This window comes from Natronococcus sp. A-GB7 (genome assembly GCF_029688865.1).
GTDB lineage: Archaea > Halobacteriota > Halobacteria > Halobacteriales > Natrialbaceae > Natronococcus.
In genome coordinates this window covers 56513-73020 of the sequence record NZ_JARUKV010000026.1, presented here as the reverse complement: position 1 = coordinate 73020, position 16508 = coordinate 56513, and the positions used below count along the sequence as shown (strand labels likewise).

Below are 16508 nucleotides of genomic sequence, written 5' to 3'. Positions count from 1 at the left end.
CAATGGGAAGTCCTTCGAGGTATTGGTGAAAGGAGATAGCAACCGGCAGGAAGAGATCTCCCTTATTCAGTTTGATTTAAATGATCTAAAGGCGCAGCCTGAGCTGCTGGAGATTTTATCCAAGGACTCGATTCAGTCGGGAAAATCCGATGAGATCGCCATGCAGATCGCTCAGACAGGAGAGGCTATCGCTCATCTACGAGAAAATGGGGATCAGGTAGCAGAGAAGCTCAATAGCGTACTATTGGACGAGATCGGTGGATCCGTACCCTTGGACACTGAGGCTCAAGCTACGGAATTCGTCGATAGTTTGGTCTCTGCACTCGAGGAGCAAAGAAGTGCTATCGGGACAACCACTCTACCAGCTCAAGAAGAAACCCCCGTACCAGAACAAGGGGATCATCAGGAAGCTCTGGGTGATTATGTAGCCAAGATCCGAAAGAATGGAGATACGCTCGCTGCTTTCGGTGGTGACAATCAAAGCGACACTATGGAAAAGACGGTGAACTATTTGGTAGAGAACTACGGTCTAATTTCTGAGATCGGGCCGATGCCCTACATTCCCGGTCGAGAGAAGGCGATTATCAATGAGACTCCAACTTCGCCCCATGACGAAGAGGCGATGAGAACATACCGTGAACTATCGAACGGATATTATCTCGACACGCATGCCAGCAAAGAGACGAAGATCCGAACGATAGGTAGACTGGCAGATGAGTGCGATCTTGAGGTTGAATTTGAAGGTGAATGGTGATGCCTCGGAATCCAAGTAGTCCCGGTAGATAGTTTGAAACGGCCACCAGTCGGAGTTTGGTCTTCCTCCTATATTCGCAGAATCCATTTGATCGATCAGTAAGAAGAGAGATATATGGGTCAGTATAGGACCATGAATCGAAAGACCAGATCCCATGATAGAGGGTCCAGAGAGAGTCATTGTAGTATCTCTCGTCCTCTGACAAACGCCAGCCTCCACTATGTCCTACTTCAATACCTATGAGTAATACAGATGGCAATCCGCTCGAGCGAGAGGAAGAGCTTCTCGGGATGGCATCGACTGAGGTCCCTCAAGCCGAGGCAGGCGAATACTGCAACGCCAAGAAGACCGAGCGCACCGAGGACGGGACCTGTATTTTCGCTGGATACTGCGAGGCTGAGGCAGGAAAGGGGACCGAGCATTTCGGAGATGGTCGATGTAAACATCATGGAGGGGCAATCAGGGATGGAGATCCCGGAGCGCCTGAGGGGAACCAGAATGCCCAGACCCATGCCCTCAATGCAGATCCGGATCACTACTACGAATCGCTCGAGAAGGATGATCAGGCATTCGTCGATAACGTCTCCGAAGCGATTCTGAATCGGCTTCAGGCTGGCTCTGGCGAAATTGATGATCTCGACCGGAAGTTCGCCCATCGAGTCGCAGTGAAGCTCCATATCGTCGGCAAGGCCAGCGATTATGTCGAGAACGAGTCCGGTCTTATCGAAGTGGCTGGGGATGGGAGTCAGGATCGGGAGGCTGCGCTTCTCGACGAGATCAGGAAGTACGACCACTCGATCATCGACGATCTCGAGACGCTCGGTATCCTCGAAGATCCAGAGAGTCAGGAAGCGGATGCATTGAATCAGTGGCGCGAGTTTGTCGAGGGAGACTCAGATAGCTTCTAATCGCTTCTCTGAGGAAGTTTCGTAAACGGAGAGACTCAATCCCTCTGCTCACGCCCTTCATTCTTCTCTATGAAGCGATGAGCCGCCTTAGAATGAAAGAGATAGCAATAGGACGATAGGAATTCGATCACTCGAGAATAGCTCGGGAATCTCTCGGATCTAGTGATACAGGTGAATCAGTGCAGAATGACGCTTTGCTCTCTAAGCTCCTTAGCGCAGCAGAGATCCGATTTCGTTGGCGTAGGATGAATCACCTTGCTCGTATGCCTCCATAGCATTTGACACTCTCGAGCCATTGATCGCCTCGAGTTTGAGACGCCGGCGGATCATCGATCTTCTCGCTATTCGTCTCGGATTCTGTGATACACGGGCAAAGACAGATGGATGGTTCTACACGACTCGATTTGGTTCGGTTCGCTCCCGGAGGAACTACCTCCCGCATCCGGGGTCGGAGTCTCGCGCGCGCCTGAGATCGATCAGTTGTATGATCACACCATCCTCAAGGGACCGATCCAGATCCTATAGGATGGCTCGAGTAATTTGTATGACATCCACTAAGCGCGGCGAGAATCCGATTCAGTATTGAGAGGATGTCTTCCGCTCGCATGATTCGGAATCGCCTGAGGATGGCGAAGACGAGCGAGATATCGATCCAGGTCCTATAGGGATGAGTCGATGGAGATATTCGAGGAACGAGTCCCAGTGAGTCCAATTTCGTACGCTAAGTTCTAAGCGCGTTCTCCTCTTTTGCCATAGTGAATCACCAGAAGGCATGGATGGGAACTTGATGACCAAGTCTGCCCCGAGGCAGGTTTCGGACCGTATGACGGGAGAATCCCGGCGCTATCCGGTCAATCTGGATAGCAAGGTTAGGAAGTCCGCCCTCCCCGATTTGAACGGGGGGCAAGTCGATCTACAGTCGACTGCTCTACCAGTCTGAGCTAAGGGCGGGCGCACCTCAACGTAGTCCCCGAGGGAGACATAAGGGTTATCATTCGGGACGGGTTCGTCCGCGATGACCAGATAATTGATATAGGTGGGATGACAAGGATCGCTCGAGAGGATGAGCAAGATCACGTTCCGCGCGGACGACGACCTCGTCGCCCGCCTCGAGGAACTCGAGGCCTCCAAGAGCGAGGTAATGCGCGAGGCCCTGCGAGCGTACCTCGAGGAGTCGTCGTCGGACTCGCCCGATCGATCGGGCGAGACGGCGATCGACGACCTCGTCCGCGAGCGCGTCGACGACCTCCTCACGGAGCGACTCGCCGAGTTCCGGGCCCAGCGCCCGCCGGAGCGTGGACAGGACGTCAACGTAACGATCTCGCTCGAGGACGGCACGCGTAGCGCCACCGACGCCCGCGTGTCGGCGGTGTCGGACACCGATTCCGACGGCGACCGCAGCTCCGAACCCAACTGCGCACAGTGTGGTGAGACGGTCGATCCCGACCACGTCTACTGCCCGAACTGCGGCGAGAAAACCGCCCGACGGCTGTTCTGTGACTGCGGGGACGAGCTCCGTTCGGACTGGTCGTTCTGTCCGGGCTGTGGCCGTCGGACACCGGCCGCCGACGTTCTCGACTCCACATAAGGGCTCGTGTAATACACAGAATCTCGTGTCGGACGAAAGTTTTAATATCTTCGACAGTCTCGCATTTAGTCGCGTAAGACGGTTGTCTTACACCGGCCGACGAACGCCGGAAATCGCCCGATGTCGGGCGGTTCCGGTGTAAGACACGGTGCGTCTGACAGGGGCGCACACCGTCTTACCCTCAACGGGGAATACAACAATGGAGCGTGTGACACTGCGAATTCCGAAACAGCAGATCGAGGAGGTCGAACAGCTAGTCGACTCGGGCGAGTTCCCGAATCGGAGCGAGGCGATTCGCTCGGCCGTCCGCGAGATGGTCAACGAACAGTCTGACGGTCGGACCGAACAGACCGGTAAACGAAGCTGGGCCAAGGTGTAACGATGCAGGATATCGTTCAGGACGCACTCGACAACGCCGAGGAGGAGGCCCGCGAGATGGAGGCCGAGATGGACGGCGACGAGTTCGGGGAGCCCCGGATCGTGATCGTCGGCTGTGGCGGCGCCGGCAACAACACCATCAACCGGCTGTACAACATCGGCGTCGACGGTGCCGAGACCGTCGCGATCAACACGGACAAACAGCACCTGAAGATGATCGAGGCCGACACCAAGATCCTGGTGGGCAAGTCGCTCACCAACGGACTCGGTGCCGGCGGCGATCCGTCGATGGGCGAACGCGCGACCGAGATGGCCCAGGGCACGATCAAGGAAGTGCTCGGCGATGCCGACCTCGTGTTCGTCACGGCGGGCATGGGTGGTGGCACCGGTACCGGTGCCGCCCCCGTCGTCTCGAAGATCGCCAAGGAGCAGGGTGCGATCGTCGTCGGAATGGTCTCGACGCCGTTCAACGTCGAGCGCGCCCGCACGGTGAAAGCTGAGGAGGGCCTCGAGAAGCTGCGCAACGAGGCCGACTCGATCATCGTCCTCGACAACAACCGACTGCTCGACTACGTCCCGAACCTCCCGATCGGCAAGGCGTTCTCGGTGATGGACCAGATCATCGCCGAGACCGTCAAGGGGATCTCCGAGACGATCACCCAGCCGTCGCTGATCAACCTGGACTACGCCGACATGTCCACGATCATGAATCAGGGCGGCGTCGCGGTGATGCTCGTCGGCGAGACCCAGGACAAGAACAAGACCGACGAGGTCGTCAAGGACGCGATGAACCACCCGCTGCTGGACGTCGACTACCGCGGCGCCTCCGGCGGGCTGGTCCACATCACCGGCGGCCCCGATCTCACGCTGAAAGAGGCCGAGGGGATCGCCGACAACATCACCGAGCGCCTCGAGGCGTCGGCGAACGTCATCTGGGGCGCCCGGATCCAGGAGAACTACAAGGGCAAGGTGCGGGTCATGGCGATCATGACCGGCGTCCAGAGCGCTCAGGTACTGGGCCCGTCGACTCAGAAGCAGGCCGACAGATCCCGTGCCAGCATCGAAGACGCCGGCGACAGCGACTTCGACGCGAGCAACAACGTCAAACACGGTGCGAAAAGCGACGGCGGCCGGAACGAACTCGAGCGCCAGAACGGCGTCGACGTCATCCGGTAATCCGATACACCGCTGACACACCATCGACGGATCCCGCTGACGACACGCGACCGAACCGACATCGACACACCGCGGTTCGGTCGCGGTTGCGATCGACACACCACGCGACGGCCGTCTGACACACCACGCGACGGCCGTCGCCACGATTGACACGACGCGACCCCGCGCCGGCAACCGACACACCACACCTGCCGGTCGTCGGGTACCGCTTCTCGAAGGAGTTCTCGTCTCGAGTGGCGACGCCGGACTCGAACGGTTCGAATCCCGACACGGCGTTTGACGGGCACGACTCGCGGGAGGGCAGTAGCGTGTCTTACAGTCCTCAGGCCAGCGACTCGAGCAGCCCGCACTTCCGGCAGACCTCTCGCGTCGTGGTCGAGCCACACTCGGCACACTCCCTGAGGTCGGGACCGTCGCCGTCGTCCTCGGATTCGCCTGCGCGGTCGTCGGCGACGATGCCGGCTAACTCTTCGTACCCCGAGAGGATCGAGTGGCGGGTTCCGGGGTGGTTCTCCTCCAGGTCGTACAGCAACTGCTGGATCTCGCCGCGGTAGGCCTCGCTGGCGTGGGGACACTCGGTAATGTGGGCGGGGAGGTCCTCGACGTGGGCGTACAGGGCAACCTCCTTCTCGGGAACGTCCCGCAGCGGCTTCGCCCGGGGGACGAACTCCTCCTGGTCGCCCCGCTCCGACAGCGGCCCCAGACTCGCGTCGAAGTGTTTGGCCATCTGGGCGACGTCACCCTCGAGGAAGTTCATCAGCGCGGTCTGGGCCTCGTCGTCGAGATTGTGGCCCGTCAGCAGGAGGTCGGCGTCCAGGTCTTCGGCGTACGTCGACAACAGATCCCGTCGGAAGACCCCGCAGTAGGCACAGGCCGCCATGTTCTCGGGATCGTCCTCGACGACGTCGTCCATTCGGATCCCGAACTCCTCCTCGTAGCTGACGACCTCGTGGCGGATGTCGAGTTCCTCGGCGAGGTCGACGCAGGCCTCGAGGCTCTTGTCGCGGTAGCCCTCGATCCCCTCGTGGATCGTCAGTCCGACGAGTTCGATGCGTGGATCCTCGGCGAACGTGTCGTGGAGGATCCGCGTGAGTACGACGCTGTCCTTTCCGCCCGAGAGACCGACGACCCACGTCAGCGGATCGTCGGGTGTCACGTCGTGTGGAACGAGGTCGTCCCGGCGCACCCGTCGGCGCACTCGCTTCTCGACCGACTCCCGGAAATGGTGCTCGCAGAGGTGTGCCCCCGAGTAGGCGGCGTGCATGATCGCCTCCCCCTCACACCGGTTACAATCCATCGAGGTGAGGTTACCGACGGGCGCGTATGTCCGTTTCGCCTCGCTCAGGCGGGAACCCTCTCGCGGGCCTCGACCGCGTCGGCGCCCTCCTCGAGCGCCTCGAGCAGGAGTTCGACGTAGCGCTCCCGTCCCGGCGAGGAGAACAACTCGTGGCCGCCGTTGTACAGGACGACGTGCTCGGCGGGCACCCGGTGGCCGATCGGTCGGAGGCTGATGACGGGATCGGTGAGCGAGCAGAAGACCACGGCGTCGTGATCGATCGTCAGCAGATCCTCCTGGGCGTGGCGCGTCTCGCGGACGAACGCGGGCGAGACCCAGCGCGGGATCGTCGCGAGCTGGTGATCGGTCGCGTCCTGCCCGAGGGCGTCCCGGTCGAACTCGCCCGCGGGAAGACAGGGAAACGTTGACGGAACCCTGGAAGCGCCCTCGAGCAGCGGCTCGGAGTAGCGCTCGCCGTACCCCCAGAACGGGCTCAGGTAGACGTGGTTGTCCGCACCGTCTAACGCCTGGCCGATGAGCGCGCCCGCGCTGTGGCCCAGCAGCTGGTACTCCTCTAAGTCGAGGACGTACTCGGCGATCGGCTCGAGCCAGTCGGCTTTGAAGTCGTCGATGTTCGTCGGGAGCTCGAAGGCGTGAACCCGGTAGCCGGCCTCGGTCAGCTTCCCGATGAGCCAGCTGACGTTCTCGTGGGTCCAGCGGTTGCCCCAGCCCATGACGAAGACGAGTTCCTCCTCGCCGTCCTCGTTGAAGACGCGGTGTCGCATACGGCTCCGTTCGTCGGACACCGATAAAAATCTGCGCTCTTGACACGACCTGCCGGCTCCGCCCGTCGCGGGCGGCGATCGAGCGCTCGTCTCGAGGAACGACGGCCGTCCGGGTCGGCGACAACTCGTGGACAGGGAGGGAGCGTTTGCTAACGGTTTTCACCGGGCGCCCTCGAGTGATCGTATGCTCGACGCGATTCGCTCGCGGCTCTACCGCCTCGGGTTCAATCTCTTTCCCGCCTACCGTCGGACGGGCGGCCGAGTCACGTATATCGCCCCCGACTGGCAGGAGGTCCGCGTGAAGCTGCCGCTCTCCTGGCGTACGAAGAACTACGTCGGGACGACCTTCGGCGGCAGCATGTACGCGGCCGTCGACCCGTTCTACATGATGATGCTCCTCAAGAATCTCGGCGACGAGTACGTCGTCTGGGACAAGGAGGCCGAGATCAGGTTCAAGAAACCCGGACGGGAGACGCTGTACGCGCGGTGTGCGATTACCGACGAGGAGATCGCGGCGATCGAGGCCGAGCTGGCGACCGAGGGAACGGAGTCGGTCGACCGCCACTACACCGTCGACCTCGTCGATAGCGAGGGGACGGTCCATGCGACGGTTCGGAATACGGTGTACGTGACGACCGACGGGGAGAAGGGAGCCTGAGATCAGCGACGGACCCGAATCCGAACCGAGCCGCGACTGAGAAACCGTTTTGCGACTTCGGACCCGACGTCGACACAATGAGCGAGTTCCCCCGCGAGGAGGCGGTCGATCGACTCGAGACGCTGGTCGAAACCGTCGAGCGCGAGCGAACGCCCGTCCCCGTCCGAGAGATCTGGGCGTTCGGCGACATCGCGCTCGGACTGGATCCAGTCGAACGACTCGACGTCTACCTCACGAAGGACGTGCTGATGCGCGACGACAGTCCGTCGACGGACGGAACGGACGTCGGCGAGGAGTACGACATCGAGGGGGTCGGCCAGTCGGTTCGGGCCGACTGGGCCGCCGAGTATCCCGAGTACCTGCGCGCGAACGCGAACGGCCACGCCGCCCCCGAGAAGTGTCTGGCCGCCCAGCTGCTCGGCGAGGACGAACCGATCCATCTCGAGGTCTGTAACGCCGGCTTCGAGGACAACGTCACCCAGCGACTCCGCGGCGCGAAACTCCGGGAGGATTACACCCAGCTGCTGGATCCCCGCGGGGTGTGTCTGTGGGTCGACGGCACGAGAAGCGAGGAGGCGTTCCGCAAGCTCCGGGGGAGCGACCTCGCACTGCCGACGCTGTCGGCCGCCCTCGAGATGCTCGGGATGGAGGAAACGGAGGCCGGCGAGGCCGCCCGGGAGGTCCACGCCTGGCGCGAGCAACAGGAGGGTGTAACGGTGCGGGGCGACGTCGTCTGAACGCCGTCATACGAACTATTTTGTCGCCGCCATCGGAGGTATCGGTATGAACACGTCGTCGTTGACGACAGGCCTCGACACCGCCCGTCTCGCGGTGTTTGCGAACGTCGCGCTCGTGCTCACGGGATCGGTGCTGGCGCTCGTGAACGTTCTCGATCTCTGGACCGGGATCGTGGTGGTCTGTGCCGGACTGATCGGGGTCTACGTCTCACTGCTCGGTCGGGACGAGGAGTCGGACTGACGAGAGAACCCGGAGTAAGCCGGTCGTCGTACGCAACAGGGAGTCGATGGTCGTCTCGACGCCCTCGTTTGACCCGATCGCTCGACTGACTACTGCGATCCGTTCAGCCGACCGACCGTCACGAAAAACGGAATCGCCTCGCGTCGACGGTAGGATCGCTCTTCCATCTGTTCGATCACGTTCCGACCCATCTCCCGCCACTCGCTGCGCAGGTCGTCGTACTCCTCACTCGTCAGTTCGCCCTCGAGCATCGTCTCCCGGTCGTCGGCCAGTCCCGCACCCGTTGCCTTTCGCTGGGCGATCGTCAGCGCCGCCTCGCCGTAGGGCGGTTCGATCGTTCGCTCGTGGTCGTAGCGACGGGTTTCGAGCACCTCGAGCCCCACCTCCGCAAACGCCTCGCGGGCGTCGGCTCCCAGAGTAACGTCGGTCCCGACCCCCTCGAGGTAGGCCCGCCGGGCACGAGACTCGAGGGATTCCTCGCCCTCGACGCTCGAGTCGACCGCGACGGCGCCGTTGTCGGGTTCGACCGCGGCGACGAGGTCACTCGAGACGCGGGCGAACTCCCGGATCGCCGCCTCGGGATCCGGCAGGTTGATCAACAGCGCCTGGCAGACGACGAGGTCGAAGCTGTCGTCAGCGAAAGGAAGCCGGAGGGCGTCGCCCGCGACGACCGGAACGTGCTCACCGGCGAACTCGAGCAGGTCCGTGTCGGCGTCACAGCCGACGACCTCGCCCGATGACTCCGCCGCGAGCACGCGGCTCAGCTCGCCGGTGCCGCAGCCGACGTCGAGCACCCGTTTACGGGAATCGAGCTCGAGGGGCTCGAGCGCCTGCCGGGAGTCGTCCCACATTCCCTCGCGGGTCCGCTCGAGGTAGGCTTCGGAGAACTCGCGCACGGCCCCTCGTAGTGCCAGTGGGAGTAAAAGCTGGTCGGTTCCGAGCGACGTCGAATCGAGCGTTTACGCGTCGTTGCGGAGTTCCTTCGTCTTCTCGATGTTCCAGGCGAACCCCTTCCCGTCCTCGGTGGGGGTCTCGAGGGCAAAGGGCAGCTCTCGCAGATCGGGGTGGTTGACGATGGCGCGGATGCCGTCCTCGCCGATGTAGCCCTCGCCGATGAGGGCGTGTTCGTCCTTGTTGGTGCCGACGTCGTGTTTCGAGTCGTTGAGGTGGATGTACTCGAGGTGCTCGAGGCCGACCTCGTCGTCGAACCGGGAGACCGTTTCGTCGACGGCCTCGGGCGTAGTGAGGTCGTTGCCCGCGACCAGCGTGTGGGCAGTGTCGATGCAGATGCCGATCTGCTCGTCGGTGCGGTCGATGATCCCCGCGAGATGGGCGAACTCGCCGCCCAGCTTGGTGCCGCTGCCGGCGTCGGACTCGATGAGGATCTGCACGCCGTCGGGAACGTCGAGTTCGTCGATGAGACTCGCCGCGTTGTCGAGCCCGCCCTCGACGCCCGCTCCCGTGTGCGCGCCGAGGTGGACGTTTACGTACGGAATACCCAGCGTCTCGGCCGCATCGAGTTCGGCCTGCATGCTCTCCTTGGACTTCTCGCGGAGGTCGTCCTTCGGGGTACAGAGGTTGACCAGATACGAGGAGTGGATCACCCACGGTCCCTCGAGCAGGTCGTCGCTCTCCTCGCGAAAGCCCGCCGCGGCCTCGTCGCTGATCTCGGGCTGGGCCCAGACCTGCGGCGACGTGGTAAAGACCTGCCCGCAGTTGCCGCCGAAGGCGACCTGGCGGTGGACCGCGTTGCGGATGTCGCCGTAGGGCGGTGTTTCGTCGTCGGAGGAGACGCGCGAGCCGGAGATCGAGACGTGTGCGCCGACCTTCATGGCTGGCAGTCAGTACCGGTTCGTGATAGGGGTAACGAACCGACGTCACAGGTTTCGGCGCTCGCGACTCAGCGAGCGAAGCGCCTCGAGCCGGGTCTCGAGTGGCGGGTGCGTCGAGCGGAGCCCGCTGGGCGAGTTGGCGGTCCCCAGCGTCGGCAACACGCTCACCGCGTTCGTCGATCGGGCGTGCTTGCGCAGGTCGGTCGTCGGACGGGAACTTCGGTGACCGTCCAGGCGCTCGAGTGCGCTCGCGAGCGAGCCCGGATCGCCCGTCGCCGCGACCGCCGCACGGTCGGCGGCGATCTCGCGGCCCCGAGAGAAGACGCCGACGCCGGCGAGCGCGACGGTTGCGAGCAGCCACTCGAGAGGCTCTCGTCCGTCCGTCGGCGTTTCGCGCCCGTCGTGGAGGAACTCGGCGGCGACCAGCGGAACGAGCAGCCAGGCGGTCAGTCGAAGCTCGTCGTTGGCGAGGTGGGCGAACTCGTGGGCCAGGACGGCCGCGGTCTCATCCCGCGGCAGCGTTCGAACGAGCCCCTTCGAGACGACGATGACGGGTTCGCCCGTCCGTCGAACGCCGAGGAGCGGATCGTTCGGCCGGGAGGTCGCGTACGCGAACGGCGCTGACGCCGGATGCAATCTAATCTGGGGCTTCGGGACGCCGAACTGGGTCGCGAACCGTGTGGCGTCGTCGTCCAGGGCTCGCGGTTCTTCGGCGTCGATCGCCGTCACGGGAGCCGTCCCCTCGAGCAACAGTCGCCGCTCGTATCGAACGAGGTATCCGACGACGAGCGCGAACGCCGGGAGCACGAGGACCGCGCTGACGGCGACGCCCCACGGGAGCCCTCGCTCGAGCCAGCCGTCGGACGCGACGAGTGCCGGAACGGCGAGCAACAGCGCTGCCCCGGAGACCGCCACGACGACCACACTCGCTACCAGCACGGCACCAGCGACGCCGGCGCTGAGAAGCGCCCGTATTCCGAGCCCGATCGGCGACGTTAGACGCATACGAACTGGTCAGCTATAGAGAACGATGGGCGTTCCGGTTTCTCGGTCTGCGAGTTGCGGCGTCCTACTGGCTGCCGGCCTCGAGAACCTCACGGTCGCGAACCCAGGCATCGGCGCCGTACTTCCGATCGGCGAGGTCGCGGGCCGCCTCGAGTTCGTCCTCGCGCCACTCACCGTCGGTCGCATCACACCACTCCCGCAGGGAGTCGGCGACGGTTTCGACGGCGGTCTCGCGGTCGAGGCTCGTCTGCTCGCGGATGCTTGTTACCCGGTTGACGAACGTCTCCGCAGTCACGTCGCTGTCGAAGACGTCGACGTGGTGGTCGGGCTCGAGGTCGTACGACAGCGAGCCGTGCTGGATGACGACGTCTCGCTGGCGGTACTGGGCGTTGCCGCTGAGCTTCTTCGCGTCCGCGCCCGCACTCGCTGGCGCGACCACGTCGTGGGCCGGGTGGATGTCCCGGAGGTAACAGGAGGGGTAGTAGATCGACTCCTGTTCGGCCCCAGCGAAGTCGGCGTCGATCCCCATCCGGGCGAACGCCTCGAGGATCGGCTCGCAAAACAGCGCGTAGCAGTCCATCAGATCGCCGGGAACCTCGTCGGCCGGCGCGACGATCGTGTAGGAGATGTCGGCGTAGCGGTCGTGGTAGATCCCCCCGCCGCCGGTCTGCCTGCGAGTGACGTCGATCCCCGCCCGCTCGCAGTACTCCCAGTCGACCGAGTCGGGATCTTGTCGGTACCCCAGCGAGAGCGTTCCCGGCTCCCACGAGTAGACGCGGACGGTCCGCAGGTCGTCCTCGAGCGCCGTTCGTCCGGCGATCTCCTCGAGCGCCATCTGGGTCGGTCCGTCGCGGGCCTCGTCGGTGATGAGCCGCCAGTCGCGGTCGGCAAGCGCGGTCATGCCCGAGCGCAGGACGGCAAGCCGGAAAGCGATTCCGACGGCGAATCGGTTTCGTATCGTCCACGGCGGTTTATCGGTCGGGCGTTCGGCTCCGCGTCGAGGCGAACGAGGCGTACGGATCGGTCCGCGTAGCCGTTGTCACGACGTTTTTACGTGCCGAACGGGTAGTCCGGGTCATGGTGCGGAACGTCGCCGAGTTACTGCCGGAGCTCGAGGAGGAGGACTTCTATCTCCTCTCGGGCGTAGAGCAGGGAATGCGCTTCTCGGAGTGGGTCCAGCGGGAGAAGCTCCCGAAGTTCGCCAATCTGACCGAGGAGGAGGTCGACTACCGCCTCGAGCGCTGTCTCAAACGCGGGCTCGTCGAGAAGAAGACGATCCAGTACGAGGGGTACACCCTCCAGTTCGAGGGGTACGACGCGCTCGCGCTACGGGCGCTCGTCGAGCGGGAAACGATCGGCGAGTTCGGCTCGCCGCTCGGAGTCGGCAAGGAGAGCGACGTCTACGAGGTTCGCTCCTACAAACCCCTGGCGCTGAAGTACCACCGGGAGGGGTACACGAACTTCCGGGAGGTCCACAAGGAACGCGACTACACCTCCGACAAGGACCACGTCTCCTGGATGTACACCGCCCGAAAGGCCGCCGAGCGCGAACACGACATCCTCGAGGAGCTCTACCCGGACGTCGCCGTTCCCCGGCCGATCGATCAGAACCGCCACGCTATCGTCATGGAGAAGATGGACGGCGTCGAACTCTCCCGGACGAGACTCGAGCCCGACCAGGTGCTCGGCGTCCTCGATCTGCTCGTCAGCGAGATCGCGGGCGCGTACGAGGCGGGGTACGTCCACGCCGACATGAGCGAGTACAACGTCTTCGTCAACGAGGCGGGTGTGAAGGTGTTCGACTGGCCACAAGCGGTGCCGACCGACCACGCCAACGCCGACGAGTTCTTAGAGCGCGACCTCGAGAACGTGATCGGCTACTTCCGGCGGAAGTACCCCCAGTACGTCCCCGACGAACTCTCGAGCGACGAACTGGCCGCTTCGATTACCGACGGTTCCTTCGAGTCGATTCGCGAATAGCGGGTTCGGTTCCTCCGGTTTCCTGTACCGATGTCGCGATCTCGAGGACCGGTCAGAACCGGTCTTGCAGAAGTATAAATCGTATAGAGTTATACAGAACTCTCTCCGGTTCCGATTTTCGTCCGTTCTCTCCGGTCGGGAGAGAGTCACGGGACGAGGACGATGAGAGGATTATTCTGCCAGAAACTCCTACCTCTTCTATGGCAGAGAATAACACTCAATCGATCGACGGCGTCGGTCGCTGGGGCGGCGGCTTCACCGGCGGTCTGGCCGGCGGTATCGCGATGGGAGTTCTCCTCCACCTGGGGGGCAACCAGATCGAACTGCTCGGGGGACTCGCGCCGATTCCAGCCGCCGACGTCGGTGCAGGGTGGACGATCCACCTGATACTCAGCGTCCTGTTCGGGCTAACGTTCGCGGCGATCGTCTCGAGGCCGGCAGTCCAGAACGTCGTCGGCAGCTTTCGGGAGTACCTCATCGCCGGGATCGTCTTCGGGACGGTGCTCGGCATCGTCGCCGGGGGACTGATCTTTCCAGCCGCGATGGCGCGGGCCGGGATCGGGACCTTCCCGCTGCCGTTCCTGCCCGTACCCGGAATGGCGGCGGAGCTGTTCGCGGCGCTCCTGTTCGCGATCGGGCACCTCGTCTACGGGCTGGTCCTCGGTGCGGTGTTCGCGGCCGTCAACGGGATCGCCCCCGCGGTGATTCGCGGGAGAGTTCCAACCTCCGAATAGTTCGGTCGACCCAGATCTCTCAATTCGTTTTCTACGGCCGACTGAGAGTCGTTCCGTTGGCGGGAATTAGCCCTTGCTGTCGCTCGAGTCGAGTACCTCGAGTTCGATCGCTTTCGCCGTGCTCACGACGAGCCCGGTCGCGTCCTCCTCGAGTCGTTTCCCCCGCATCCGATCGGCGGGGCCGGAGACGCTGATCGCGGCGACCGGTTCGCCCTCGATGACGATCGGACTGGCGACACACTGCCAGTTCGGTGTCTGTTCGCCGCGGTCGAACGCGACGCGCTGGTCACGGATCGACCGCAGCTGACTTCGGAGCGCGGCGGGGTCGGTAACGGTTCGGTCGGTTAGAGCCGGGAGACCGGACCTATCGATGTACGCGTCTACGGCGTCGTAATCGCGAAACGCGAGGATCGATTTCCCGGCAGCGGAGGCGTGTAACGACACTTGGCCGCCCTCCGGGACCGGGTGGTTACTGTCGCCGACACGGTAGAGGTAGACGGCGTGATCTGCCTCTGGAACGACGAGGTTGACGATCTCACCGGTCGTCCCGGCGAGCGTTCGCAGGTCCGCTTTCGCAGCGTCGTAGATCCGGTTGCGTTCGCGCGTGGCCAATCCGAGTCGGAGAAATTCGTGCGTGAGTTCGTAGCTGCCGTCGACGCGACGAACGTATCCCAGCGCGACGAGCGTACTAAGGTGGTTGTGAACGGCGCTCTTCGAGAGTCCGAGGTCCGTCGCTAGTTCGGTGACGCCGCCTCGGTTTCGGTCCCGAAGTGACTCGATGATCGAGAAGGTGGTCGCAGTCGCCTGTACAGAGACGCCGTCCTCATCACCCATCGTTTCTCTCTCAGCTACGGTAGTCGAGCTACTAAATTGTTGTTCTCCATCGGTGAACAGCGTCCGAATACGGGATTTATTTTCACACTAGAATCGGAGAATAAAGTACGCAAACAGGAAACATGATCCGCTTTTCCTATGACGGCGCCGAGATAACTATATAAACTGGCGGCGTTCTCCCATCGGAAACGCGCCTTCTACGCCTTCTATCAGTTGTTCTGCGGAAGACGAGAGAAAGGTTTAAGTTATGACCGTTACTGTGTCTGGAATACTCGGTGTGCGCATGTCACAAGATACCACATACGGACGGTTCGGGCGACGTCGACTGCTGAAGGGAACCACCGCGCTCGGTGCGGCCGCACTGGCGGGCTGTATCGGTACCGGCGATCCCGAAGGGGACGACGATGAGGCCGAGACCGACGAGATGGCCGACGAAATCTCCGGCTGGGGATGGGACGTTGCGGCTCGCTCGATGGAGCTGACCGCCGAAGAGTACAACGACGAACACGATGCCTCGGTCGAGATCGAAGAGTTCGGCCAGGACGCGATGAAGGAAGATCTCCAGACGCGTCTCGCGTCGGGCTCGGGCACACCGGAGGTCTCGATGCTCGAGATGATCGACGGCCCGAGCTACATCGATACCGGGGCCGTGCTAGATATCACGGACCGGATCGAGGAGGCAGACGTCTACGACGACTTCGTCTCGGGCGTCTGGGAATCGCTCACGGACGGGGACGATATCTACGCGCTCCCGTGGGATATCGGCCCGACTGCGGTGTTCTATCGCACCGACGTCTACGACGAACACGGTCTCGACGCCGACGCGATCGAGACCTGGGACGACTTCATCGAGCAGGGAGAACAGCTGCCGGACGACGTCTACATGGTGAACCTGCCGGAGAACGACCTCGACGGGTTCTGGCGGTTCCAGTTCCGACAGCTCGAGGGCGAGCCGTTCACGGAGGACGGCGCGGTGAACATCCACTCGGAGGCGTCCCTGCAGGTCGCTCAGAATATCAAGGACCTCCACGACGCCGGGATCGCGTCGAACCTCGAGGGCTGGTCGTCGGCCTGGTTCGGGGCGTACGGCGACGGCGACATCGCGTCGCTTCCCTCGGCGGCCTGGATGGAGGGAACGCTCCGCGCGGAGCTGCCGGAAACCGAGGGCGACTGGGGCGTCTACAAGATCCCGGCGTTCGAGGAGGGCGGCGCACGTGCGTCGAACTGGGGCGGCTCGAGCCTGATGATCCCGGACCAACACGAGAGCGCGGAGACCAGCCGCGCCTGGGACTACATCCGGTGGACGACCGCGACCGAGGAGATGCAACTGCTCATGTACGACGAGTACGGGCTCTTCCCGGCCCTCGAGACGACGTACGACGCAGATATCTTCGGCGAGGAGCTGGAGTTCTTCGGCGGGCAGGCGGCTCGAGAGGTCTTCGCCGAGGTCGCCGAGGAGCTCCCGAGCTACCGGTTTACCGAGGACACGCCGGAAGTCAGCGAGGCGATTAACGACGAGTTCCAGCGGATGCTCCGGGACGACCAGACGCCGGAGGAGGCCGTTCAGGCGGCGGCTGAGACCGTCGCCGGCAACACGGGACGGGACCTGGCCTGAGGACCGC

18 protein-coding genes and 1 tRNA gene are annotated in these 16508 nt (G+C 63.1%); 11 read left to right on the top strand and 8 right to left on the bottom strand.

Annotated features, from left to right (window positions below):
• Positions 1 to 754: hypothetical protein (locus QA609_RS19865; protein WP_278304367.1), on the top strand; the 754-nt coding region annotated here is incomplete at its 5' end.
• Positions 755 to 993: 239 nt separating this feature from the next.
• Positions 994 to 1662: a hypothetical protein gene (locus tag QA609_RS19860; RefSeq protein ID WP_278304366.1), complete on the top strand. Its 669-nt coding sequence runs from the start codon at positions 994 to 996 to the stop codon at positions 1660 to 1662.
• A gap of 877 nt (positions 1663 to 2539) precedes the next feature.
• Here the strand turns inward: QA609_RS19860 and QA609_RS19855 are convergent.
• Positions 2540 to 2613, bottom strand: a tRNA-Tyr gene (locus tag QA609_RS19855).
• A 112-nt stretch (positions 2614 to 2725) separates the two neighbouring features.
• Here QA609_RS19855 and QA609_RS19850 point away from each other — a divergent pair.
• The 3 genes from QA609_RS19850 (at position 2726) to ftsZ (ending at position 4804) form a co-directional block, all read left to right on the top strand.
• On the top strand, positions 2726 to 3250 hold the full coding sequence (locus tag QA609_RS19850) for a zinc ribbon domain-containing protein (RefSeq protein ID WP_278304365.1): 525 nt from the start codon (positions 2726 to 2728) through the stop codon (positions 3248 to 3250).
• Between the two features lie 199 nt (positions 3251 to 3449).
• Positions 3450 to 3629: a ribbon-helix-helix domain-containing protein gene (locus QA609_RS19845; protein ID WP_278304364.1), complete on the top strand. Its 180-nt coding sequence runs from the start codon at positions 3450 to 3452 to the stop codon at positions 3627 to 3629.
• A gap of 2 nt (positions 3630 to 3631) precedes the next feature.
• On the top strand, positions 3632 to 4804 hold the full coding sequence (gene ftsZ, locus QA609_RS19840; protein WP_278304363.1) for a cell division protein FtsZ: 1173 nt from the start codon (positions 3632 to 3634) through the stop codon (positions 4802 to 4804).
• Between the two features lie 322 nt (positions 4805 to 5126).
• Here the strand turns inward: ftsZ and QA609_RS19835 are convergent, their stop codons facing one another.
• Positions 5127 to 6101, bottom strand: a complete 975-nt coding sequence (locus QA609_RS19835) for a TIGR00269 family protein (protein WP_278304362.1) — start codon at positions 6099 to 6101, stop codon at positions 5127 to 5129.
• Between the two features lie 44 nt (positions 6102 to 6145).
• Positions 6146 to 6865, bottom strand: coding sequence for an alpha/beta hydrolase (locus QA609_RS19830; protein WP_278304361.1), 720 nt, complete (start codon positions 6863 to 6865; stop codon positions 6146 to 6148).
• Positions 6866 to 7049: 184 nt separating this feature from the next.
• On the opposite strand from QA609_RS19830, the gene QA609_RS19825 reads away from it, so the two are divergent.
• The 3 genes from QA609_RS19825 to QA609_RS19815 all read left to right on the top strand — a co-directional run bounded on the left by QA609_RS19825 (position 7050) and on the right by QA609_RS19815 (position 8501).
• On the top strand, positions 7050 to 7523 hold the full coding sequence (locus QA609_RS19825) for a DUF4442 domain-containing protein (RefSeq protein ID WP_278304360.1): 474 nt from the start codon (positions 7050 to 7052) through the stop codon (positions 7521 to 7523).
• A gap of 77 nt (positions 7524 to 7600) precedes the next feature.
• Entirely contained in the window at positions 7601 to 8260 is a 660-nt protein-coding gene (locus tag QA609_RS19820; protein ID WP_278304359.1) for a hypothetical protein, read from the top strand.
• Positions 8261 to 8306: 46 nt separating this feature from the next.
• Positions 8307 to 8501 (top strand): hypothetical protein, encoded by a 195-nt coding sequence (locus QA609_RS19815; RefSeq protein ID WP_278304358.1) that lies wholly within the window; start codon positions 8307 to 8309, stop codon positions 8499 to 8501.
• 89 nt (positions 8502 to 8590) lie between these two features.
• Here QA609_RS19815 and QA609_RS19810 read toward each other — a convergent pair whose 3' ends face one another.
• The 4 genes from QA609_RS19810 to QA609_RS19795 form a co-directional block, all read right to left on the bottom strand.
• A complete protein-coding gene (locus QA609_RS19810) occupies positions 8591 to 9397 on the bottom strand; it encodes a class I SAM-dependent methyltransferase (protein WP_278304357.1) in 807 nt (268 codons plus the stop codon).
• 63 nt (positions 9398 to 9460) lie between these two features.
• The gene (locus tag QA609_RS19805) at positions 9461 to 10333 is read right to left on the bottom strand and encodes a deoxyribonuclease IV (RefSeq protein WP_278304356.1); all 873 of its coding nucleotides are present in this window, start codon (positions 10331 to 10333) and stop codon (positions 9461 to 9463) included.
• A gap of 45 nt (positions 10334 to 10378) precedes the next feature.
• Positions 10379 to 11338, bottom strand: coding sequence for a M48 family metalloprotease (locus tag QA609_RS19800; RefSeq protein ID WP_278304355.1), 960 nt, complete (start codon positions 11336 to 11338; stop codon positions 10379 to 10381).
• Positions 11339 to 11402: 64 nt separating this feature from the next.
• The gene (locus QA609_RS19795) at positions 11403 to 12239 is read right to left on the bottom strand and encodes a biotin/lipoate A/B protein ligase family protein (RefSeq protein ID WP_278304354.1); all 837 of its coding nucleotides are present in this window, start codon (positions 12237 to 12239) and stop codon (positions 11403 to 11405) included.
• Positions 12240 to 12415: 176 nt separating this feature from the next.
• Here QA609_RS19795 and QA609_RS19790 point away from each other — a divergent pair, with 176 nt between their 5' ends.
• Together QA609_RS19790 and QA609_RS19785 are read left to right on the top strand one after the other, a co-directional pair.
• On the top strand, positions 12416 to 13318 hold the full coding sequence (locus QA609_RS19790; protein WP_278304353.1) for an RIO1 family regulatory kinase/ATPase: 903 nt from the start codon (positions 12416 to 12418) through the stop codon (positions 13316 to 13318).
• Between the two features lie 200 nt (positions 13319 to 13518).
• A complete protein-coding gene (locus QA609_RS19785; RefSeq protein ID WP_278304352.1) occupies positions 13519 to 14052 on the top strand; it encodes a hypothetical protein in 534 nt (177 codons plus the stop codon).
• A gap of 66 nt (positions 14053 to 14118) precedes the next feature.
• On the opposite strand, the gene QA609_RS19780 is transcribed toward QA609_RS19785, so the two are convergent.
• A complete protein-coding gene (locus QA609_RS19780) occupies positions 14119 to 14886 on the bottom strand; it encodes an IclR family transcriptional regulator (RefSeq protein ID WP_278304351.1) in 768 nt (255 codons plus the stop codon).
• A gap of 283 nt (positions 14887 to 15169) precedes the next feature.
• Between QA609_RS19780 and QA609_RS19775 the strand changes: the two genes are divergently transcribed.
• Positions 15170 to 16501, top strand: coding sequence for an extracellular solute-binding protein (locus QA609_RS19775; RefSeq protein WP_278304350.1), 1332 nt, complete (start codon positions 15170 to 15172; stop codon positions 16499 to 16501).
• The last annotated feature ends 7 nt before the right edge of the window (positions 16502 to 16508 follow it).